General features: G+C 33.6%; 18 protein-coding genes. 7 read left to right on the plus strand and 11 right to left on the minus strand.

Features of this window, described 5'->3' with window-relative positions:
* The 3 genes from ACVC43_RS01085 to ACVC43_RS01095 all read left to right on the plus strand — a co-directional run.
* Positions 1 to 694, plus strand: a 694-nt coding sequence (locus ACVC43_RS01085; RefSeq protein WP_452222727.1) for a T9SS type A sorting domain-containing protein, incomplete at its 5' end; no start/stop codon positions are given.
* A gap of 121 nt (positions 695 to 815) precedes the next feature.
* Positions 816 to 4,220: an isoleucine--tRNA ligase gene (gene ileS, locus ACVC43_RS01090; protein ID WP_452222728.1), complete on the plus strand. Its 3,405-nt coding sequence runs from the start codon at positions 816 to 818 to the stop codon at positions 4,218 to 4,220.
* 4 nt (positions 4,221 to 4,224) lie between these two features.
* Entirely contained in the window at positions 4,225 to 4,608 is a 384-nt protein-coding gene (locus tag ACVC43_RS01095; protein ID WP_452222729.1) for a TraR/DksA family transcriptional regulator, read from the plus strand.
* 63 nt (positions 4,609 to 4,671) lie between these two features.
* On the opposite strand, the gene ACVC43_RS01100 is transcribed toward ACVC43_RS01095, so the two are convergent.
* From ACVC43_RS01100 to uvrC, 10 genes are all read right to left on the minus strand, one after another.
* Positions 4,672 to 5,097, minus strand: a complete 426-nt coding sequence (locus ACVC43_RS01100; RefSeq protein ID WP_452222778.1) for a hypothetical protein — start codon at positions 5,095 to 5,097, stop codon at positions 4,672 to 4,674.
* 101 nt (positions 5,098 to 5,198) lie between these two features.
* Positions 5,199 to 7,841, minus strand: coding sequence for a TonB-dependent receptor domain-containing protein (locus tag ACVC43_RS01105; protein WP_452222730.1), 2,643 nt, complete (start codon positions 7,839 to 7,841; stop codon positions 5,199 to 5,201).
* Positions 7,842 to 8,007: 166 nt separating this feature from the next.
* Complete coding sequence (pgi, locus tag ACVC43_RS01110; RefSeq protein WP_452222731.1) at positions 8,008 to 9,651, minus strand: glucose-6-phosphate isomerase; 1,644 nt, start codon at positions 9,649 to 9,651, stop codon at positions 8,008 to 8,010.
* On the minus strand, positions 9,623 to 10,975 hold the full coding sequence (locus ACVC43_RS01115; protein ID WP_452222732.1) for a peptidoglycan DD-metalloendopeptidase family protein: 1,353 nt from the start codon (positions 10,973 to 10,975) through the stop codon (positions 9,623 to 9,625). Before ACVC43_RS01115 ends, pgi begins: the two co-directional genes overlap by 29 nt.
* Positions 10,933 to 11,856 carry a tryptophan 2,3-dioxygenase family protein gene (locus tag ACVC43_RS01120; RefSeq protein ID WP_452222733.1) on the minus strand — a complete coding sequence of 308 codons (924 nt, stop codon included), beginning with the start codon at positions 11,854 to 11,856 and terminating at the stop codon, positions 10,933 to 10,935. The genes ACVC43_RS01115 and ACVC43_RS01120 overlap by 43 nt, the downstream gene beginning before the upstream one ends.
* Positions 11,857 to 12,636, minus strand: coding sequence for a DUF3108 domain-containing protein (locus ACVC43_RS01125; protein WP_452222734.1), 780 nt, complete (start codon positions 12,634 to 12,636; stop codon positions 11,857 to 11,859). It abuts the gene before it with no gap.
* A 146-nt stretch (positions 12,637 to 12,782) separates the two neighbouring features.
* Positions 12,783 to 13,946 (minus strand): 4-hydroxyphenylpyruvate dioxygenase, encoded by a 1,164-nt coding sequence (gene hppD / locus ACVC43_RS01130; RefSeq protein WP_452222735.1) that lies wholly within the window; start codon positions 13,944 to 13,946, stop codon positions 12,783 to 12,785.
* 46 nt (positions 13,947 to 13,992) lie between these two features.
* Positions 13,993 to 15,153, minus strand: coding sequence for a homogentisate 1,2-dioxygenase (locus tag ACVC43_RS01135; protein WP_452222736.1), 1,161 nt, complete (start codon positions 15,151 to 15,153; stop codon positions 13,993 to 13,995).
* A 188-nt stretch (positions 15,154 to 15,341) separates the two neighbouring features.
* A complete protein-coding gene (locus tag ACVC43_RS01140; protein WP_452222737.1) occupies positions 15,342 to 17,591 on the minus strand; it encodes a patatin-like phospholipase family protein in 2,250 nt (749 codons plus the stop codon).
* A gap of 3 nt (positions 17,592 to 17,594) precedes the next feature.
* Complete coding sequence (gene uvrC, locus ACVC43_RS01145; RefSeq protein ID WP_452222738.1) at positions 17,595 to 19,394, minus strand: excinuclease ABC subunit UvrC; 1,800 nt, start codon at positions 19,392 to 19,394, stop codon at positions 17,595 to 17,597.
* Positions 19,395 to 19,513: 119 nt separating this feature from the next.
* On the opposite strand from uvrC, the gene ACVC43_RS01150 reads away from it, so the two are divergent.
* The 4 genes from ACVC43_RS01150 to ACVC43_RS01165 are packed head-to-tail and all read left to right on the plus strand — an operon-like array spanning position 19,514 to position 22,355.
* The gene (locus tag ACVC43_RS01150; RefSeq protein ID WP_452222739.1) at positions 19,514 to 19,936 is read left to right on the plus strand and encodes an ATP-dependent zinc protease family protein; all 423 of its coding nucleotides are present in this window, start codon (positions 19,514 to 19,516) and stop codon (positions 19,934 to 19,936) included.
* On the plus strand, positions 19,936 to 20,811 hold the full coding sequence (gene rimK, locus ACVC43_RS01155; protein WP_452222740.1) for a 30S ribosomal protein S6--L-glutamate ligase: 876 nt from the start codon (positions 19,936 to 19,938) through the stop codon (positions 20,809 to 20,811). Before ACVC43_RS01150 ends, rimK begins: the two co-directional genes overlap by 1 nt.
* A complete protein-coding gene (locus ACVC43_RS01160; protein ID WP_452222779.1) occupies positions 20,812 to 21,789 on the plus strand; it encodes a succinylglutamate desuccinylase/aspartoacylase family protein in 978 nt (325 codons plus the stop codon).
* A gap of 2 nt (positions 21,790 to 21,791) precedes the next feature.
* The gene (locus ACVC43_RS01165; protein WP_452222780.1) at positions 21,792 to 22,355 is read left to right on the plus strand and encodes a 5-formyltetrahydrofolate cyclo-ligase; all 564 of its coding nucleotides are present in this window, start codon (positions 21,792 to 21,794) and stop codon (positions 22,353 to 22,355) included.
* On the opposite strand, the gene ACVC43_RS01170 is transcribed toward ACVC43_RS01165, so the two are convergent.
* The gene (locus tag ACVC43_RS01170; protein WP_452222741.1) at positions 22,352 to 22,984 is read right to left on the minus strand and encodes a lipoprotein signal peptidase; all 633 of its coding nucleotides are present in this window, start codon (positions 22,982 to 22,984) and stop codon (positions 22,352 to 22,354) included. The two genes, ACVC43_RS01165 and ACVC43_RS01170, sit on opposite strands and share 4 nt — an antisense overlap.
* Positions 22,985 to 23,001: the final 17 nt, after the last annotated feature.

Here is a 23,001-nt window from a genome sequence, read left to right on the forward strand (position 1 = left end):
TAACTATCAATTATTAAGGTTAGAACTGTCTATGTCAGACACCTCAAGTCGTACTATGGTTTTAGGCTTTGATGATGCTTTTACAGACAATGGCAGAGAATACGGTTTCGATGGTGGTTATATTACCACGCCATTAAGTAATGACTTAGGGAGTTTATTAAATGGAGATCAATATGTTATTCAAGCCTTAGCGCCTATTACAGACGATAAAGTGGTAGACTTAACTTTTACAGCAACTGGTACAGAAACCTATACTATTAAAAGCGTGGAAATAGCTAACATAGACCCGAATCAGGATCTCTATTTAAGAGATAACCTACTTAATTTGTATTTCGATTTAAGGAATGAGCAGGGTTACGGCTTTACATCAGCTGCTGGGACGTTTAACGATCGTTTTGATGTGGTGTTTAGCCCAAACCAGGCTTTAAGCACAGAGGAGTTTAATTCCGCAGATAACACTGTTATTTTTTACAATAACAGTCAGGAAACATTAGTTGTAAAGGGTTTAAAAAGCGATGCCAAGCAAATAACACTCTATAATACTTTAGGGCAATCTGTTTTTACTAAACAGAATATAAAATCTGATGCTTTAGATAATGGAATCTCAATTTCTAACTTAAGTACTGGGTTGTATATTGTGAGTGTTAAAACCATGGATAACAGAATAATCGATAAAAAAATAATAGTCGAGTAAATGTGCATTTATCAACTATTTTTAAAGCTTCAGTTTTATACTGAAGCTTTTTTTTGTACTTAAAAATAGTCTTTTCAGTAGAATTCCTTAATTTCGCATTTCTTATAAGAATTTAGACAAAATGAGCACAGGATTCCCTGAATATAAAGGACTTAACTTACCAAACGTAGCAGAAGAAATTCTAAAGTATTGGGAAGAAAATAATATCTTCGAAAAAAGTGTGACCACACGTAATAACGCAGAACCTTATGTGTTTTTCGAAGGTCCTCCAAGTGCCAATGGTTTACCAGGAGTACACCATGTTTTAGCACGTGCGATAAAAGATATTTTTCCACGTTATAAAACCATGAAAGGTTACCAGGTTAAGCGTAAAGCGGGTTGGGATACACATGGATTACCTATAGAACTTGGTGTAGAAAAAGAATTAGGTATTACCAAGGAAGATATTGGTAAAACCATTTCTGTAGAAGATTACAACGCAGCTTGCCGTAAAGCAGTTATGCGCTATACAGACATCTGGAACAACCTTACTCAAAAAATGGGTTATTGGGTAGATATGGACGATCCTTATATAACTTACGAGCCAAAATATATGGAAAGCGTTTGGTGGCTTTTAAAAGAAATATACACCAAAAACTTAATGTATAAAGGCTACACCATCCAGCCTTATTCACCAAAAGCAGGTACTGGTTTAAGTTCGCACGAACTTAACCAACCAGGAACATATCAAGACGTTACAGACACAACCGTTGTAGCCCAATTTAAAGCTTTAGAAAATACATTACCAGACTTTTTACAAAACGAAGGTGATATTTATTTCTTAGCTTGGACAACCACTCCCTGGACGTTACCAAGTAACACAGCATTAACTGTTGGACCTAAAATTGATTATGTTTTAGTTGAAACATACAATCAATATACATTTAAACCAATGAATGTTATTTGCGCTAAGCCATTGGTTGCAAAACAATTTGATGGGAAATTTAAAAAGGTTGAAGAAAAATCTGCTCTTTTAGACTATAAAGATGGTGATAAGAAGATTCCTTTTTATGTGGTAAAAGAATTTAAAGGAAAAGATTTAGTAGGTATAAAATACGAACAATTATTACCATATGCCTTACCAAACGATAATCCAGAAAATGCATTTAGAGTTATTTCTGGAGATTTTGTTACAACTGAGGATGGTACCGGAATAGTACACACAGCACCAACGTTTGGAGCAGACGATGCTTTAGTTGCAAAGCAAGCAGTACCAGAAATACCACCACTTTTAGTAAAAGATGAAAACGACAATTTAGTACCGCTTGTAGATTTACAAGGCCGTTTTAGACCAGAGATGAAAGAATTTGGTGGTAAGTACGTTAAAAACGAATATTACAATGATGGTGAAGCGCCAGAACGTTCAATAGACGTGGAGTTAGCCATAAAATTAAAAGAAGAAAACAAGGCCTTTAAGGTTGAAAAATATAAACACAGCTATCCTAATTGTTGGCGTACAGATAAACCAATATTATATTACCCACTAGATTCTTGGTTCATTAAAGTAACAGATGTTAAAGACAGAATGTTCGAGTTGAATGACACCATTAATTGGAAACCAAAATCTACGGGAACTGGTCGTTTTGGTAACTGGTTAGCTAATGCTAATGATTGGAATTTATCGCGTTCGCGTTATTGGGGAATTCCATTACCTATTTGGAGAACCGAAGATGGTAAAGAGGAAATTTGCATAGGCTCTGTTGAAGAGCTTAAAAATGAAATGCAACGTGCCGTTGAGGCAGGTATTATGAAAGCTGATATCTTTCAAAGTTTTGAAGTAGGAAACAATTCCGAAGAAAACTATGCTAAAATAGATTTACATAAAAATATTGTAGACGACATCGTTTTAGTTTCTGCAAGCGGACAACCAATGCGTCGTGAAGCAGACCTTATAGATGTGTGGTTCGATTCTGGTTCTATGCCTTACGCACAATGGCATTATCCTTTTGAAAACAAAGAAAAAATCGACGAAAACAAAGCATTTCCAGCCGATTTTATCGCCGAAGGTGTAGACCAAACACGAGGTTGGTTCTATACTATGCACGCCATTGCAACTATGGTTTTCGATTCTGTAGCCTATAAAAATGTTGTGTCCAATGGATTAGTGTTAGATAAAAACGGTCAAAAAATGTCTAAGCGTTTAGGTAACGCTACAGATCCGTTTGAGACCTTAGATACTTACGGAGCAGATGCTACACGTTGGTATATGATATCGAATGCAAATCCTTGGGATAATTTAAAATTCGATTTAGAAGGAATAGAAGAGGTAAAGCGCAAGTTCTTCGGAACACTTTATAACACCTATTCATTTTTCAGTTTATATACTAATATTGACAAATTTGCGTACACTGAAGCAAATATACCTTTAGCAGAAAGACCAGAATTAGACCGTTGGATTTTATCAGAATTACACACATTAATTGAAAAAGTAGACGCGTTTTACGCCGCATACGAGCCAACTAAAGCGGCACGAGTAATTTCTAATTTTACACAAGATTATTTAAGCAACTGGTATGTACGTTTAAGCAGAAGGCGTTTCTGGAAAGGCGATTACCAGCAAGATAAAATTTCGGCTTACCAAACCCTATATACTTGTATGGTAACCATTGCTAAGCTTGGTGCGCCAATTGCACCTTTCTTTATGGATAAGTTGTATTTAGACTTAAATTCGGTTACCAATAAAGAAGCTTTTGAAAGCGTACACTTAGCTGAATTTCCGACTTTTGAGTCAAGCTATGTAGATAAGTCTTTAGAACGAAAAATGGAAAGTGCACAAACGATATCGTCTTTAGTATTGTCATTAAGAGCAAAAGAAAAGATAAAAGTGCGTCAACCGTTACAGAAAATAATGATTCCTATAGATTCTATAGAACAAAAGAATGAAATTAATGCTGTGGCAGATTTAATTAAAAGTGAAGTAAACGTCAAAGAAATTGAGCTTTTAGAAGATGCTTCAGATATTTTGGTAAAACAGGTAAAACCTAACTTTAAAGCATTAGGACCTCGTTTTGGAAAAGATATGAAGCTGATTGCCAGTAAGATAATGCAATTCACTTCAGAAGATATAAAAAATATTGAACAAAATGGTACTATTGATGTCGAGTGTAATGGAAAAATTATTACATTAGAACGCAGTGACGTTGATATTACTTCTCAAGACATCGAAGGATGGCTTGTAGCTAACGAAGGAGCTATTACAGTAGCTTTAGATGTAACTATTTCTGAAGAATTACGTGAAGAAGGGATTGCTCGTGAGCTCGTGAACCGTATTCAAAATTTACGTAAAGATTCTGGTTTTGAAGTTACAGATAGAATTTCTGTAGCGCTCCAAAAAAACGATCAAATCACTAAAGCAGTTAAAACAAATTTAGAATACATCAAGGCCGAAACATTAACAGATAACCTTGAGATTGTTGAACAGGTAAATAACGGTATAGATATTGCATTCGACTCAATAAATACAAAATTATTTATCACAAAAAATTAATATTATGGCATCAGAAAATACAGTAAGATATTCAGATAAAGAATTAGCAGGATTTAAAGCTATTATCTTAGAAAAAATAGAGCACGCTAAACACGATTTAGAGCTAATAAAAAGTGCCTACATGAATGACCATAATAATGGTACGGAAGATACGTCTCCTCAGTTTAAGGCATTTGACGAAGGTAGTGCTGTTATGAGTAAAGAGTCTAACTCACAATTGGCAATCAGGCAAGAGAAGTTTATTCGCGATCTTAAAAATGCTCTAATTAGAGTAGAAAACAAAACGTATGGTGTTTGCCGTGTTACTGGTAAGCTAATTAACCCAAAACGTTTGGAACTCGTGCCACACGCTACTTTAAGTATTGAAGCAAAGAATATGCAACAGTAATAAATAACACATCATAAAATAAAAAAATGCCAGCATATAATATGCTGGCATTTTTTTATTTTATTACATGGTAAACCATAAATTCCACGGAATTTTTGCCAAGACTAAAAGTAAGGCTAAGGTATAAAATATAGCTAAAGGTTTTAATTTCCCTGCAGAGGTTAATTTCTTTTTATGTTTAGAATAGCCTATGGTAATAAAAACCACGGCTAAAAGCATTGCAATGGGATGCTCTACTGCATTAGATCTTAAAGCAGCATTACCCATTACTTCTTTCATGGTGTTTTCTCCAAAATAATCTTGTGTAAACCATAGTATTATTCCTATAAGAAATTGAATGTGCGAAACAATTAACGTAAATAACGCAATACGAAAGTCTTTTGCTTCGTATTCTTTTTTTCCAAAATATTTAACAAGTGCATTAACTGCAGCAATTACCATCATTAATAAAACAAGGTAAGCCCAATAAGAGTGCAACATTCTAATCATAATAACTGTTTTTTTAGTTGTTTTAACAAATGTAGTAATAAATAAGGCATAAAAAAACCGCTTCATAATGAAGCGGTTTTAAATGTATTAAAAATTAGAATTTAAAAGTTGTAACGCATACTCGCATTAAATGTTCTTCCAATTCCTAAGTAATAACCAAATGCATCTCTTTGGTTAATATATGCTTCGTTAAAAAGATTATAAACGTTTGCTCTAAAAGTCATTTTATTTGCTCCTAAATCAAAATTATATGTTACACCTGCGTCTGCCAATGTGTAAGCTGGTAACCTAATAGAACTATAAGTTCTACCTGCTAAAGCATCTGCAGCAACATCTGCTGGATCAACAAATTCATATAAATCTGTATAAATATTATAATCTATATCTGCAGATAAACCTTTAAATAATTCGCTTCTTAAGCCAAGACCAAATGAGGTTTGCGGTGCATTACCAACTTTTACATTAGTTAGGTTAACATCTCCATCTGTTGTAATAAAGTTTCCTGTTTCATTATTTTGTAATGTAAATGGCGTATTACCTTCGTACTTCCAGTTTCCTAAAGAACCATAGGCTTTAATATTAAACTTAGATCCAAATCCTCTGTATTCCATATCGAATTCAATACCATTATGCACTTGTGTAACATCTGTTAACCTGTACGTTGAAGTTTCATCATCGCTTGTGCCTAATACATTATCTGCTCCTGGTTGTTGTGGGCCGTTTATTGACAAAAACCTATTTCCCCAAGTGGTGTTGTAAATATCTAAATTAAAACGAAATACGTTGTTTTTAAAACGGTATCCACCTTCGAAACCTGTTATTTCTTCATTATCTACGTCTGGCTCAACGATATTGTTAGAGTATCTAATATCAGAAAATATATTATCTAAAAATGGTTGGCGCGAATAAGTACCTGCATTGGCAAAAACTGAATGATTATCATTTAATTTATAAGCTGCACCACCTTTAACATTATAGCCTCCTTTAGATACTTTATCAGATTTTCCTAAACCTTCACCTCGTCCAGAAAATCTACCTTCTCTTTGGTAAGACTGTGTTGAAACAGCAGCCTGAATAAATGCAGAAAATGAATCTTGTTTGTATTCTGCTTGTCCAAATCCACCAATATATCTAATATCTTCAGAATAGTTGTAATCGTATCTTTGGTCATCATCTGCATAGTTAAATAATGCCGACCATGGATTTGCTTCGAAAGTTTCAGATATAACGTAGTCACTTGGTCTATCGGTTCTAAAATTATCGTTATAGCCATTTAAGCCTAATAAATTTTCCAATTGTCTAAAGTGATCACCTCTGTATGTTCTGGCATCTAGACCTACATTAAACGACCAATTTTCGCTTTTTTCAATGTTTAAATTAGATAGTAATCCATACCAATTGTGGTTGTTAACAGATGATCTTCTTAGGTAAGAATCTCCAAAATTACCGTTACCGTTAGCATCTGCTGTTGCTATGTTGTTTAGTACAATTTGATCAAAATTAATTTCTCTTTCATTTGGACCTGTTATGCCAACATCAGAATATCTTACTCTTCCGTTACCCACATTTCCTGTTCCACCACCACGTCCCCACGAGGCATATAACACGGTTGATAAATCTAATCCTTCATTAAGGTTTAAATCCCAGTTTAAGTTTGCTACTGGTTTATGGTAGTAATTACGTCTTTCTGTAAAACGCTCTCCATTTAAAAAACCAGAATTATCGTTGGCTTTCTCACCATATTGCTCATAAAACTCTAAGTCTTCTGAGAAATTTTGGTCATGCCATTGTGGTGCTCCTGTTAATAAGAAATTGAACGTGTTCTTTTCATTTGGTTTATAACCAACAGAGAATAAATAATTTTGTCCTTGTCCAGCAGTTCCTATTGAATACTTTCTATGTGCTTGCCAATGATCTAACAATACCGAATAAGCCCAACCACTTTCTTGTATTCCTGAGTTGTATGCAACAGTAGCTTTTCCGTAGGAGTCATTACCTCCTAATAATCTTACAAAACCACCTTTTCTCTTGTCTGTCGTTTTTGAAACAATGTTAACCGTTCCACCAACCGATGAAATTGCTAATTTTGAAGAACCCAGACCACGTTGTACCTGCACCGCATTTGCTACATCACTCATTCCAGACCAGTTAGACCAATACATTCTACCGTCTTCCATACCATTAATTGGCTGTCCGTTTAATAAATAAGCTGTATTTATCTGGTCAAACCCACGTAAGAAAATCTGGCTATCACCAAATCCTCCTGCTTGACTTGAAACATATACTGAAGGTGTGTTTTTCATTGCCTCACCAAATTCAACATTACCCGAAGCTTTTAGTTGAATGTCTTTACCTCTAATTGTAGAAACAGCAACCGGAGTTTCTCTCGATCCGGCTAAATCAATAACTCCTGTACCTATAATTACTACTTCTTCTAAAGAGTTGTCTGATGCTAAAGATATTGATCCAAGATCAACACTTCCTTTAAAAGGTAAAGTTATAGATTCGTAACCCACAAAAGTGATTACTATTTGTCCAGAATCTGATAGTGTTTGTAATGAAAAATTTCCATTAAAATCTGTAGAAGTTCCATTTGTTGTTCCTTTTTCCAAAACGTTTGCGCCTGGTAAGGGTCCATTAATTTCTGAATCTAATACAGTTCCTGTAACTGTACTTTGAGCCATTGTGATTGCAGAACAGAAAATAGCAGCTGCAAAAAACAACATTTTAATTGTGTTTTTCATTGTGTTGATTTAAAGTTAATTTGTTTAAATTTTTTGCAAAAATACGTATAATTATGCCTTGTACATTAACTTAATGTTAACATATTTTTACATTATGAAGATACTATTTAAACTATTGAAATTTAGATATTTGCAAATAACCTATTAACAAATTTTTTAACAATAATTACCTGAACTTAATAAAAAATGCTAAGAGGCCTTGGGTGGAACTATCATGGTTTACAGACGTTTCCTCATGTATGTCTTTTAAAATAGTATTGGCCAATTGCTTACCTAATTCTACACCAAATTGGTCGTAGCTATAGATATTCCAGATTACTCCTTGTACAAATATCTTATGTTCGTACATAGCAATAAGCTTTCCTAAACTCTCTGGAGTGAGCTTCTTAATAAAAATAGAATTGGTGGGTTTATTGCCTTCAAACACTTTAAACGGAGTAAGTTTTTCTATTTCTTCATTTGAAAGATTTTGTTTTTTTAATTCGTTTATCACTTCATCTTTAGACTTTCCGTTTAATAAAGCCTCAGTTTGTGCGATATAATTTGAAATTAATTTCTCCTGATGATCTATGTTACCATGAAGACTTTGAGCAAAACCTATAAAATCTGCAGGAATTAATTTCGTGCCCTGATGAATAAGTTGAAAAAATGCATGCTGCGAATTTGTACCTGGTTCTCCCCAAATTAATGTGCCAGTTTGGTAATCTACACGATGGCCATTTCTATCTATACTTTTTCCATTACTTTCCATAATGCCTTGTTGCAAATAGGTTGCAAATTGATTAAGGTATTGCGAATAAGCAATTACAGCTTCACTTTCAGCTTTAAAAAAGTTGTTGTACCAAACGCTTAATAGCGCTAATACAACAGGAATATTATTCTCGAAGGCTTCATTTTTAAAATGAAGATCCATTGCATTAGCTCCTTTTAAAAGTTTGTTGAAATTATCGAAACCAACTGCTAAACTTATGGTTAAACCTACTGCACTCCATAAAGAAAAACGACCGCCAACCCAATTCCACATAGGAAATATGTTGTCTTCGTCTATTCCAAAGGCCTTTACTTTTTCGATATTTGTAGAGACAGCCACAAAGTGTTTGGCGACATCCTCTTGTTTACCATGCTTAAGAAACCAAGTTTTAATGGTGTTAGCGTTAGATAATGTTTCTTGGGTTGTAAATGTTTTAGAGACAATTACAAATAGTGTTGTTTCCGGATTTAATTTTGTGATAACCTCACTTACATGATCGCCATCTACATTGCTTACAAAATGAGTAGTTAAATTATTTTTATAATACTGAAGCGAATCTACAACCATTGCTGGACCTAAATCACTTCCGCCAATACCTATGTTCACGACATCTGTAAATACTTTATTTGTGTAACCTTTTCTTTTTTCGCTAATAACGCTTTCTGTAAAGGCCTCTATCTTTGCTTTCACCTCAAAAATGTCAGGCATTACGTTTTTGCCATCTACTAAAACAGTATCTGTTTGTTCACCTCTTAAGGCAGTGTGTAAAACGGCTCGTCCTTCGGTTTTGTTTATAGTTTCTCCTTTAAAATAAGCATCAATGGCTTCTTTTAAGTTTACCTCTTTAGCTAATTCTAAAAGCAGATTTAAAGTGTCTTTAGTAATACGGTTTTTAGAAAAATCGACGTAAAAATCGTCCCAATTAATACTAAATTGATTTGCTCTGTTTTTATCCTGAGCAAACAACGCTTTCATTTCAAGATCTTTTGCGCCTAAAAAATGTGCTTCTAATGCTTTCCAGGCTTTGGTTTTAGTTGGGTTTATTGAAGGTAAGGCCATTGGTTTTAATGCTTGTTTTAGAATCTTGTAGATTCATGCTTAACAGGTCAATTTCGTTAGATTCTACTGGATATTCGATATCGTTATCTAATTTCGCTTTAAGCGGTTTTATATGCTCTAAAAATTTAATTTTTAAACTATCTGATATGGGTTTTGCCTCTGGTAATTTTTCTTTAAATGGATCTACCTGTTTCCCATTTTTCCAGAAGCGATAACACACATGAGGACCAGAAGTATTACCTGTCATGCCAACGTAACCAATAACTTCGCCTTGTTTTACAAAATCTCCAACTTTGGCTTTACGGGTTTTCATGTGCAGGTATTGGGTTGTATAAGTGGCGTTGTGCTTCACTTTTACATAATTGCCATTACCGCCTCGTCTTGCAGATTCTATAACCGTTCCGTTTGCGGTTGACATAATTGGTGTACCTTGTTTAGCGGCAAAATCTGTTCCTTTGTGTGGCCTTACACGGTTACCATACAAAGCTATTCGTCTTTTTAAATTATAACGGGAGGAAATACGACTAAAACTAACAGGCGATTTTAAAAACGCACGACGTAAATTTTTAGCTTCATCATTAAAATAATCTCGTATGCCTAAAACAGAATCGGTTTCAAAATCGAAAGCATAGAAAGGTTCTTTATTATGTTCAAAATAAGCTGCTTTTATATCGTGAATACCAGCATAAATAGAATCGTCTATATATTTTTCGGTATAAATAACTTTAAATTTATCGTTTTTTTGAAGTCTTGAAAAGTCGATAGTCCAAGCGTAAATATCACTCATCTTTAAGGCTAACATAAATGGTTTGCCTTGCTCGTCCATGGCGTTAGAAATATTGGAAGTTATCACTCCAGAAGCTGTTTTCTCTACGTATTTAATAGGTTTATAACTAGTGTAGGTTTTTATAGAATCCTGAAAATCTATTACCACATAGCGTTCTTTGGTTGGCTGGTATATAAAGCATTTTGGACTTTGAAGCGAATCGTTAGTACACAGTAAAGTATATGGTTTTCCTACTTGTAGTCTTCTAATATCGAAACTGTCTTTAGAGGCTTCTGCTATTTGAAAAATTTTCGGGTAGCTAATGTTATTTTTTTCAAGAATATCGCCAAAAGTATCACCGCTTTTAATGGTGTCTTTTTTAACAATAAATTCGTTTAAGTTAAAACCGAATTCGTAGATTTCTTCGGGTTCATCGACTAAAACAGTATCAAGGTCGTTAGTGACCTCAATATCTTTTTTACAGCCTAATACTGAAATAAAGCAAACTAAAAGTATTACAAATTTTTCCCCCAATCGTCTAATTCTTGTTGGCTCCATAAATCTGGAAAAAATATTCGTCTTTGATATTTTGGATGCATATATTTTACCCATTCGCTTCCTCCTGTTGCTTCTGCTGTTTTACCACCAATATTTAGGTAGTGATTTGCTGTGTTATAATGTGCCATTACCCAAGTAATATTTACTGTGTAGTCGTAATGACGCATTGCCTTAATTAAATCTTCGTCTTCTTTAACCGTTTGTGGCAATTTTTTAAAAATACTCCACAAGTTGTGTGTGTTATAGAATTCCACAAATCTAATAAATTCGTCCTTGTATTTCTCTTCGAAAACTGTTAATGTATAAGATTTTTTACCTGTTTTATAGTCTTTTCCTGCTGCCTGCCAATATAAATGCTCGAAAGCATGCTCAAAAGGTGTGTTTCTGTCTATAGTTTCTCTAAAGCGATTATCTATTAAATTAATTAATTCGGTAGAGGCGAATTCTATTTTTCTATACTGCGCACTTTGAAAACCACTTGCTGGTGTTAATGTGTTTCTAAACTTGTTGTATTGTTCCACATCCATACCGTCTTTCATTACTGTAAAGGATGAGGTTAGGACATCGAAATAACGACTAATGCGCATTATTTTAGTTTCGAAAAAAGCAGCTGTAATATTTTCTTTTTTAGCCACTTGATCAATTTCCCAAAGTATCATTTTAAATAATAGCTCATTTACTTGATGGTACATAAGAAATACCATTTCGTCTGGTAGCGTGGTACGTTGCACTTGTAAGTTTAAAAGTGCATCTGTTTGGATGTAATCCCAATAATCTATGGGTTTACTATGTAACAAGCCATCTAAATGTGTGTTTACATTCTGGCCTAATGCTTTGTATTTATCGGTGAGTTGGTCGGTTATTTTTTTGTCTGTACTCATTTAATTATCAACTACAATTTTAAAAGGATGTTTAAGACCCTTAAAGGCTTCTAAATCTGCTCTTAAAGAGCCAACAGCCAAGTCTGCTTTAATACGTAAAGGTACTTTATTTTTGTCTTTTGAAACCCAAAGTGTTAAACTTTCTTCTTCTTTAAACACACGACCAGCCATTACGTACGGTCTAAATTTAAGAGCTTCTATCTTGCCAAATTCTGTACTAATCGTTTCTTCGCCTAAATATTTTAGTTTAAAACCGTAGTTTTCTTCATCGAAAAACATATCTGTTTTAATTTCATCACCCGATTTTAAAGTAGAAACGTCAATTTTATTCCTTAAGTAGTAATACATGGAAACCATGTCTTGTACATTGGGTTTTGTATCAATGGTTTTTTTAGTATTGTATTTTTTATTATGTACTAAAGCTGTTTTTTTATCGTGATCAAAATCGATCTCAATGTTCTTTTTATGCCCACCTTCGTCAATATCTCTAATAAACTTATAAGGGATAATTTTGTTTACATCAATGTAGCTTTCATAACGGTCTTTTACTTTAAAAAACCATTTTATCATGCCTGTTGTCCAGCCTTTTCCCACTACATGAAACACAGGCTTCCCATTAAGTTCTGTTTCTTTTACAGAAAGTGTTGCGTTACCTGCTTTAAGGAAATTGCTATAGCTCATTTTAAATTTAAACCATTCGCCATCCTGAAACGCGCCATCTTGTGCAGATGTTGTATTTATTGACACTATTGCGAGTATTATAAGTAGTAATTTTTTCATGTTATTTGAGTATTATAATCAACTTAAATTCTAAGCATTTATTGCTTAGATACTATAGATTACAATTACTATTCCAAAAATATAAAACAAAAAAATGCCATCTTATAATTTGATGGCATTTTTTGTATATTTAACACAAAACACTATTACAGTGTTCCACGTTTAGCTTGCTCGCGCTCAATAGACTCGAACAAAGCTTTAAAATTTCCTGCTCCAAAACCTTTTGCTCCCATTCTTTGAATGATTTCGAAAAATAGTGTTGGTCTGTCTTCTACAGGTTTTGTAAAAATTTGAAGTAAATAGCCTTCTTCATCTGCATCTATCATGATTCCTAAACCTTTAAGTTTTTCGATATCTTCTTTTAATTCGTGGCTAAACTCTTCTAATCTACCAGGAACTGATTTATAATATTCGTCTGGTGGTGTTGATAAAAACTCTACACCATTTGCTCGTAATTGAGAAACTGTTTTTAAAATATCGTCTGTTGCTACTGCAATGTGTTGCACGCCTGCACCTTCGTAAAAGTCTAAATATTCTTCTATTTGAGAACGTTTTTTACCTTCGGCTGGCTCGTTAATTGGAAATTTTATACGTCCATTTCCATTAGACATTACTTTACTCATTAATGCAGAGTATTCTGTGTGTATTTGCTTATCGTCGAAAGATAAAAAGTTTTCAAAGCCCATAACGTCTTCGTACCATTTCACCCATACATCCATTTGGTTCCAGCCAACATTACCTACCATGTGATCAATATATTTTAATCCTGCTGTCGGTGGATTGTAGTCTGATTCCCATTTTTGGAATCCTGGTAAAAATGCACCGTTATAGTTTTTACGTTCTACAAACATGTGTACCGTTTCGCCATAGGTGTAAATTCCTGCTCTTACTACTTTGCCATGTTCGTCTTTTTCTACGGTTGGCTCCATATAAGATTTTGCTCCTCTTGAGGTTGTTTCTTCATACGCTTTTCTGGCATCTTCTACCCAAAGCGCTACTATTTTTACACCATCGCCATGTTTTACTATATGTTCATTTATTGGTGACTTGCTGTTTAACGGTGTTGTTAGCATTAACTTTATCTTATCTTGTGTTAATACATAACTTACAGAGTCTTTTGAACCTGTTTCTAATCCTCTATAAGCATGCGATTGAAAACCGAATGCTGTTTTATAAAAATGTGCTGCTTGCTTGGCGTTACCCACGTAGAATTCTACATAATCTGTTCCTAAAAGTGGAAGGAAGTCTTGTGCGCCTTCGAATATTTTTTCTAAACCGTAGTTTACTGATTCTATTTCTTTTTTATTCATAATGTTTTATATATAGATTCCTGCCCTCGCAGGAATGATAATTATTTTAATGTTCTAACCAGGATTTGTAATAATCTTCGTCTGCTATTTTCATAGCTTCTTCTGTAACCATTAACGGTTTAAAAGTATCGACCATAACTGCGAGTTCTTCGGTTTTGGTTTTACCTATACTTTTCTCTGTAGTTCCTGGATGTGGACCATGTGGTATTCCTGCTGGATGCAGCGAAATATGTCCTTGGTCTATATCGTTACGGCTCATAAAATCGCCATCTACATAATACAGCACCTCATCACTATCTATGTTACTGTGGTTGTATGGTGCTGGTATACTTTGTGGATGATAATCGTATAAGCGAGGCACAAAACTGCAAATTACAAAGGCATCTGTCTCGAAGGTTTGATGCACTGGTGGTGGTTGATGCACGCGACCTGTTATAGGCTCGAAATCGTGTATTGAAAATGCATAAGGATAATTGTAACCGTCGTAACCTACAACATCAAATGGATGGGAGGCATATACCATTTCGAAAATTTCGTCTTGCTTTTTAATTTTCATTAAAAAGTCGCCGCTTTCGTTATTGGTTTCCAGCTCGTAAGGTCTGCGTAAATCCCGCTCGCAATATGGTGAATGTTCTAATAATTGCCCAAACCAGTTTCTGTAACGTTTTGGTGTATAAATTGGCCTTCGAGATTCTACTATAAACAATCTGTTATCTTCTGTATCGAAGTCTATTTTATAGATAATGCCTCGAGGTATAATTAAATAATCTCCATATTTAAAGTCTAAATTACCTAAATGTGTACGTAATTTTCCTGAGCCTTTGTGGATGAAAATCATCTCGTCTGCATCGGCGTTTTTATAAAAATAATCTGTTGTAGATTTTTTTGGCGCTGATAATATAATAGTACAATCGCTATTGGTTAGAACAGCCTTTCGGCTTTCTAAATAATCGTTTTCGGGTTCTACTTGAAACCCTCTAAACCGATAGGACTGAATATGATTTTTCTTTGCAATTTTTGGCGCAACACTGTATTGTTTTTTTATTTCTTTTACTTGTGTTGGTCTTTGCTCGTGGTAAGAGTTTGTACTCATACCATCGAAACCTATGGTACCAAAAAGTTGCTCGTAATATAAGGACCCATCTTTTTTCCTGAATTGGGTGTGCCTTTTATGTGGTATGTTTCCTAATTTATGATAGAACGGCATTTTTAATTTTGAGTTTAAGGATTAAAGCTTAAAAAATTTAAAGCTTGTAATAAATGCAAAATAAGGATAGCCTAAATTACTCTGGATTTCTCTTTATAAGAAATTTTAAGAACGTTAATATGTCTTGCCATTGGTAATCCATTAGTAACAAATATCGTGAATTTTTTGCAGGTTTTAAAATAAGAAATTTAAAACCAAAAACCTAAATTAAAAAACCAATAACTTTCATTTGTTTCTGGTGAGAACGTATATTTAGCTTCTATTGGGCCTAAAAAGGTTTCTAAACCATAGCCAATTGCATAGCCTGAATAATCTGGCCAAGAGAACCAGTCTATATCTGTAGAACTAAATAAGCCGTCTGCTACATTAGCATAGTTGGCAGCTAAAGTAATGTGGTTTTTATTAAAAATCTCGTAATCCAGATTTATGGTTCCTTTAATAAAACTGTCTCCAGGAATTGCTAAATAATCGTAACCATAAAAGGTTTTGAAATTATTAATAAAATTGTTGCCATAGCCCCCTAAAACAAAATCTAAATAGGTGTTATCTTTTGCGTTAATTTTTGCTCCAGCTTCATTAAAAATACTAGCGCTAAATTTGGGAGAGAAAGCATAGGCATAGCCTAATTCTGCTTTTAAAATTGAAAATTCTGAAAAATTATTATTAAAATCTGAAGAGTAGAGGTATAAATTAAAATCGGTATTAAAATAGAAGCCGTCGCTTGGATAGTATTTGTTATCGAAAGAATCGTAACGCAGATTGGCAAAAACACTTACATAATCGCTTTTATCGAAATTGGTTTCACTCTGGCTTGTTTGAGAGATTACTGTTTCAGTTTTAATTTTATAGCGTTTATGTTCTGCACCAAGCTTAAGGGTTAAATCGTTTTTGTATTGTGTTTGAACAAATATTTTGTTGGTTAAATCTGTTACCTTAATACCTAACTTATTTATTCCGGCAGTTGCCAATTGCTCTGGAGACAAGAGTGATGCTGCAGCAACATTTTTATCGAACTCATTATAACGAGAACTTAAACCAACGCTCCAGTAAAACCCTTTATCTATATAATACTCAAAATTATATCTTACATTATCTCCTGCTATTAAATCTAATGAGACCGCATCACTTTTAAATAAAAGCTGATTTTTAGTTACATTCGCCAAAAGTGCACTTTTGTATAAGCCGTCATAATGAATTCCAAATTTTAAAAAGGCTGTTTTATTGGTTTCGTTAAGTTCGGTATATAGATCGTATCCAGAAACCCCATCATCTATAGTAGGCACCAATTTGTAAGTAAAACTATCAAAATTATTAGTTGCTACTAAATTGTTTGTTCCACTAATAAAACGCTGATAACTAACTTTCTGATTAGGTTTTAACTTTAACTTTCCTAAAACATAAGAAATAGTATAATTGTTCAACCCTTTAAAATGAATTTGATTTATTTGAAGCGTATCTGGTATTTTTGGCACACTAAAAAAATCTCTTTTTTTAACTTGTTTATTAACCAATGTATTAAGTTGGTCCATTTTAAGTTTGGCAGCAATTTCTCCATTTTCTATTATTTTATTACCATCGCTAAAAGAGACTACTGTAAACTTTGTTATATCTGGTTTAATATAGATATCGGTTTTAGGGGCTTTAATTTTCATATCGTTTATGGTACGAAAATTATTTATCTGAAATAATATAGATGGCGCAGAAGACAAATCGTTTCTATTTGCCAATCCATCTTGCACATCGACTCCAATAATAACGTCCATACCTTTAGCACGCAACTCGTCTATAGGGTAATTATTGGTAACACCACCATCTATTAACAACTGGTCATTTATATTTACAGGCTGAAATAAAGACGGAAATGCGCCACTTGCTTTAACTGCTTGTGCCAAATTGCCTTTATCTAATAGCACAGGTTGCCCAGTTTCTATATTTGTAGCGATACAGAAAAACGGGATTGGTAATTTACTGAAATCGTCTACCTTATTAACGTGTAAAGTGAGTTGCGATAATAAATTAAAAGTGTTTTGACCTCGGGATAGCGCAGATGGCAGTTTAACCTGAAAATTATCAAACGGCAAAATAACTGCATATTTTTCGAAATTTTCTCGCTCGTAAAAGGTTTTTGCAGCTCTTGGAATGTTGTCGTTAATAATTTTATCGAAATCTACATTTCTAAATATTGAATCCAGTTCTTCACCAGAATACCCAGACGCATATAACGACCCTACAATGGCTCCCATACTGGTACCTGCGATATAATCTACACGAATACCTAAGCTGTCTATAACTTTTAAAGCGCCAATATGCGCAAGCCCTTTTGCTCCACCTCCACTTAAAACAAGACCAACCTTGGGCTCATTTTTAATATTCTCCTGTGCATTTATCTTAGTGTTTACAGATATTAATAGTAATATTACAATGATAAAATATTTCATTTATTAGATTTCATTTTTGTGATAATAATTATACACCTTTTCTGCTCGCGACACACCAACAACGTGCTCAAGTTCATCCAGCTTAGCGTTAGCAATACGTTTGGCAGATTTAAAAACTTTTAGCAAATCGATAATAGTTTTTTCGCCAATGCCTGGTATTGTTTCAAGTTCTGTATTTAATGCTTGTTTACTGCGCTTATTTCTGTGATGCTCAATACCAAAACGATGTGCTTCGTTTCTAAGTTGCTGAATAATTTTTAATGTTTCACTTTTTTTATCTAAATATAATGGAATTGGATCGTTTGGATAGAATAATTCTTCTAAACGTTTTGCAATACCAATAATTGCAATTGTCCCTCGTAAGTTTAAGGCGTCTAAACTTTTTAAGGCCGAAGATAATTGGCCTTTGCCTCCATCGATAATAATAAGTTGTGGTAATGGCTGCTCCTCATCTAATAATCTTTTATATCGTCTGTAAACCACTTCCTCCATGGAAGCAAAATCGTCTGGACCAACAACTGTTTTTATATTAAAATGCCTGTAGTCTTTTTTGCTTGGTTTTCCATTTTTAAAAACTACACACGCAGCCACAGGATTAGTACCTTGAATGTTAGAATTATCGAAACACTCTATATGTCTGGGCTCTTCGGTTAAGCGTAAATCTTTTTGCATTTGCGCCATAATTCTATTTACATGGCGATCTGGATCTGTTATTTTAACTTGCTTAAATCGTTCCATCCTGTAATATTTTGCATTACGTATGGAGAGGTCTAAAATTTTTCTTTTATCACCTAATTGTGGTAGGGACACTTTAATGTCTTCTCCAACATCCACTTTAAAAGGTACATAAATTTCTTTTGAATTAGAATTAAAACGCGCTCGAAGTTCTATTATAGCAAGTTCCAACAATTGCTTATCTGTCTCATCTAATTTTTTCTTTATCTCTAAAGTGTGAGACCTTATTATAGAACCGTAAGATATTTGTAGAAAATTAATATAGCCATAACTGTTATCGCTTACAATAGAAAATACATCGACATCACTAATTTTAGGATTAATAATGGTTGATTTTGCTTGATAATTTTCGAGTATTTCTATCTTTTCTTTAATTTTCTGGGCGTCTTCAAAATGCATGTTGTTAGCTAATTCCTGCATTTGCTCTTTAAATTGACCAAGCGATTCTTTAAAATTTCCTTTTAAAATTTCTCTAATGGCGATAATATTTTCATGGTAGCTTTTTTCGGTTTCCAAGCCTTCGCAAGGCCCTTTGCAATTACCTAAATGGTATTCTAAACACACTTTATATTTACCCTCTTCAATTTTATCTTCAGACAAATTATAATTACAGGTTCGTAGTTGGTATAAGCCTTTTATTAAACCTAATAAGGTTTTTACGGTTTTCATACTTGTATAAGGGCCAAAATATTCGCTCCCATCTTTAATCACGCGACGCGTAGGGAATATTCTTGGAAAACGCTCATTTTTTATACAAATCCACGGATAGGATTTATCGTCTTTTAGTAAAACATTATAACGAGGTTTATGTTTTTTTATTAAATTGTTTTCAAGTAACAGGGCATCATTTTCTGTCTCAACAACAATATGTTTTACATTGGCAATTTTTCTAACTAAAACTCTCGTTTTTCCGTTGTCATGTGTTTTAGTGAAATAAGAACTAACTCTCTTTTTTAGGTTCTTAGCTTTTCCAACGTAAATAATATTACCTTCGGCATCAAAATACTGGTACACACCAGGCGCACTGGGAAGTGTTTTAAGCTGAATATCTAAGGAAGGGTTTGCCATAAACCAAAGGTAATTATTTATAGACCGTTTTAAAAAAGCAAACGGTAACTTTATTCAATAAAATTTTACGATTTTTGAATCACCAATTAATTACACAGGAACACTATTAAAATAAAAGAATGAGTAAAAAAATAATTGGAAGAACAGATAAAATAGATTTTCCAAAACTTAATTTATTTGCAATCGACGCCAAAATAGATACAGGTGCCTATACCTCTGCAATACATTGCTCTGAAATTGTTGAAGAGGATACTAAATTGAAATGTACTTTTTACAGTAAGGGACATCCACATTTTAGTGGTAAAATTGTTGTTTTCGAAAATTATACCTTTACAGATGTAAAAAGCAGTAATGGTTTTGTTGAAAACAGATATAAAATTAAAACCGATGTTATCTTTTTTGGGAAAACTTACAAAATAAACTTAACATTAAGCACACGAGAAGAAATGAAATTTCCTGTATTAATAGGAAGACAATTTTTAAAACAAAAATTTATGGTAGATGTGGATTTAAAAGATTTATCATATAACAAAACAACCTAATGAACATAGTTATATTATCGAGAAATGCACATTTATATTCAACTGAAAGAATTGTTGAGGAAGGCCAGAAACGTGGTCATAAAGTAGAAGTAATAGACCCTTTAAAGTGCGATATTATTATAGAAAGAGAGAAACCTGCTATCTATTATAAAGATAGATATCTTGATTATGTAGATGCTATTATTCCACGCATTGGAGCCTCTGTTACCTTTTACGGTTGCGCTGTTGTAAGACAATTTGAGATGATGAATGTTTTTTCTACTGTTACCAGCGACGCCATTTTACGTTCTCGCGATAAACTAAAAAGTTTACAGCGCCTAAGTAAAGCAGGAATTGGCATGCCTAAAACTGTATTTACAAATTATTCGCGCGATGCACGAGAAGTAATAGCACATGTTGGTGGTGCACCAGTTATAATAAAATTATTAGAAGGTACTCAAGGTTTAGGTGTTGTTTTAGCCGAAACAAAAAGTGCTGCCGAGTCGGTGTTAGAAGCCTTTAATGGGTTACAGGCCAGAGTTATTGTTCAAGAATTTATAAAAGAAGCCAAAGGCGCAGATTTACGTGCATTAATTGTAGATGGGCAAGTAGTGGGAGCGATGAAACGTCAAGGAAAAGAAGGCGAGTTTCGTTCTAATTTACACAGAGGTGGAAGTGCAAATATTATTAAATTAAGTCATGACGAATTAAAATTAGCTATGAATGCGGCTAAGGCACTAAAACTCCCTGTGTGTGGTGTAGACATGCTTCAATCTGCTCGTGGTCCTTTATTATTAGAAATAAACTCCACTCCTGGATTAGAAGGTATAGAAACTGCAACAGGAAGGAACATAGCAAAAAGCATTATTGCATTTATTGAAAAAAACATCAATTAAATAGTGGAGAAAAAGGAAGATATATTAGAAATTTTAGGCACTAAAATAAAACTGGGAGAGGGTAAAGAAGTTAGTTTTAATCTTGCCAAACTCCATACCAGAACACCTGTAGATGTTCCTATTATAATAGAACGCTCTAAAAAACCTGGTCCTACAATTTTATTTACTGCAGGTATTCATGGCGACGAAATTAATGGTGTAGAAATTTTAAGACAGATTATTGCTAAAGGTATTAACAAACCTAAAATAGGAACTACAATTTGTATTCCTGTGCTAAATATTTTTGGTTTTATTAGTATGGATCGCGAATTTCCAGACGGTCGCGATTTAAATCGTGTTTTCCCAGGAAGTAAATCTGGTTCTTTAGCTAGTCGAGTAGCCTATTCTTTAGTGTCTGAAATTGTACCTCATGCCGATTTTATAATGGATTTTCATACAGGTGGCGCCATGAGATTTAACGCGCCACAAATTAGAATAGCTGAAGGAAATGAAGATATTAATATAGCTGCCGAAATTTTTGGAGCTCCTTTTTTACTGTATTCTAAAAACTTAAATAAATCCTTTCGAAACACCTGTAACCGCATGAATAAACCCATCTTACTTTTTGAAGGTGGAAAATCCTTTCATATAGATAACACTGTTACCAATACTGGTGTTAATGGTGCTAAGCGCATAATGAATCATTATGGTATGTTACAAAGGAAATTTAATGTATCTAAACCAAAAAAGAAGTGTATTTTTATAAAGGACAGCAGGTGGATTCGCGCCAATTTCTCTGGCATGTTTAAAGCTTCAATAGTTATAGGCTCTAAAGTTGAAAAAGGCGAGGTGATAGGAAATATTACAGATCCCTATGGCAAGTTTAATCATTTTGTAAAAGCTTCTAACACTGGATATATTATTAATGTAAACGAGTCGCCAATTGTATATCAAGGTGACGCCCTTTTTCATATTTCTACAGAATTGGTAGACAGATAATGATAACTAAAGCAGATTTACGGAAAAAATACAAGAAACTTCGTAGCAACTTAAACGAAGAAACTAGAGATGCACTTAGTATTGACATTGCCAATAAACTATTAAATTTAGACATCTGGGAGCATGAGTTTTATCATCTTTTTCTTTCAATAGAATCTTTAAAAGAAGTAAATACAAGTTTTATACTTAATATCCTTTCGGGAAGAGATAAACATATCGTGATTTCTAAAAGTAATTTTATAGATAGAAGTCTTCAACACTTTCTATTAACAGACAACACTAAAATTAAATTAAATAAGTACAACATTCCAGAACCTGTGGATGGCATTGAGATAGAGCATTCAAAAATAGATGTTGTTTTTGTTCCGCTTTTAGCTTTTAATAAAAACGGTCAGCGAATAGGCTATGGTAAAGGTTTTTACGATACTTTTTTAGCCAATTGCAAACCAGAAACTATAAAAATTGGCTTGTCTTTTTTTGAGGTAGAACCTAACTTATTTCCTGTTTTAAGCACAGATATTGCTTTAGATTATTGTATTACTCCAAACAACACGTATGTATTTTAAAAAGTATCCTCATTTTTAGGAAATGCTTTTTTATTGAAAAATAACAAAATACCAAAACCACTTGCAATGGCAACATCTGCAATATTAAAAACAGGTTCAAAAAATATAAAATTTTCTCCGCCGGCAAAAGGCATCCATTCTGGTAAGTTACCTTGCCACAGTGGGAAATACAGCATGTCTACAACATTACCAAATAAAACTTTATCGTAACCTCCATTAGTAGGCAAAAAAGAAGCTACTTGCCCGTAGCTATCGTTAAAAAACACTCCATAAAATACAGAGTCTATAATATTACCTAAAGCTCCTGCAAAAATAAAAACCAAAGCCAAGATAAGTGTTTTAGATTGTTGTTTTTTAACAGCGTTTACTAACCAATAACCTATACCTGCTATGGCTAATATTCTAAAAAGCGTTAAGCACAGTTTTGCTGTTCTATCACTAATGAAAGGGATAAAATCACTTAATTTGGTTCCCCAAGCCATACCATCATTCTCTACAAAATAGATTCTAAACCAACTAAAAACATTTAAAGATTCGTGTAACTGAAAATGCGTTTTTATGTATAATTTACTTATTTGATCGATAAGTAAAATAATGACAATTAAAATGAAGGCTTTCTTTAAAGACATTTTAAAATTTTGAAGCT

This window comes from Lacinutrix chionoecetis (genome assembly GCF_053604665.1).